General features: G+C 66.9%; 1 pseudogene. It reads right to left on the reverse strand.

What is annotated here, in order from left to right:
• Window positions 1-190: pseudogene (locus AC08OP_RS24020) on the reverse strand (ribulose-phosphate 3-epimerase); the annotation flags it as partial.
• Window positions 191-712 lie beyond the last annotated feature (522 nt).

A 712-nucleotide genomic window follows, 5' to 3' on the forward strand; every position in this document is an offset into this window, starting at 1 on the left:
CAGGCACGAAGTACCCGTCCGCGATGTCGAAGTGGATCAGGTCAGCGACGCCGCTGGTCCGATCGAGCTCCGTCCCGAGCGCGGCCAGATCCGCCGACCACAGCGACACATCGAGCAGAAGCCGGCGTTCGGGCAGCGCGGCCAGCCAACCGGCTGGCCGGCTCGCCGAGGTCGTCTGCTCGGTCGTCATCGGCTGCGCAACCTCTCGACCTTGGGAATGTTCGAGATCATGGTTGCTGTCAGGCGTCGTTTGAAGTTGCCTGCGGGAGCGCCGTGAGCTGGTGGTCGGCCGACTGCCTTGACGCGCTCAAGTCCGACGACCGTCACTCGATCTGGCCCCTTCCGAGCGACGTCGCCGGCAAACGGGCCGTGCGTCTCGGCTGACAGGTCGATCGGCCAGATCGGATGACGCAGGACCCGCGACTGGCCACCTCCACTGACGCAAGGCCAGATCAGGTGACGCCTGACAGTTGCAGCCGGCGCGGGGCTGGTCATTCCCCCGCGCACGAAGAAGCCGTTCGAGCCGTTGGAGGGCCACTGACCAGCGGAGATGGCTCACCCGGCAGACGGCTTCTTCCACCGCGAGAACCTCAGTGCGTCGAGATCGTCCGTGTAGGTCGAGGGATGGAGCGGTCACCGGTGTCTGCCAGTCCGAACGCCAGCAGCGGCTTCGCTCACCGCAGTAGGCGTCGTTGATGTCCGCGTGTGGCGG

Source organism: Frankia sp. CeRuru1, from assembly GCF_977966315.1.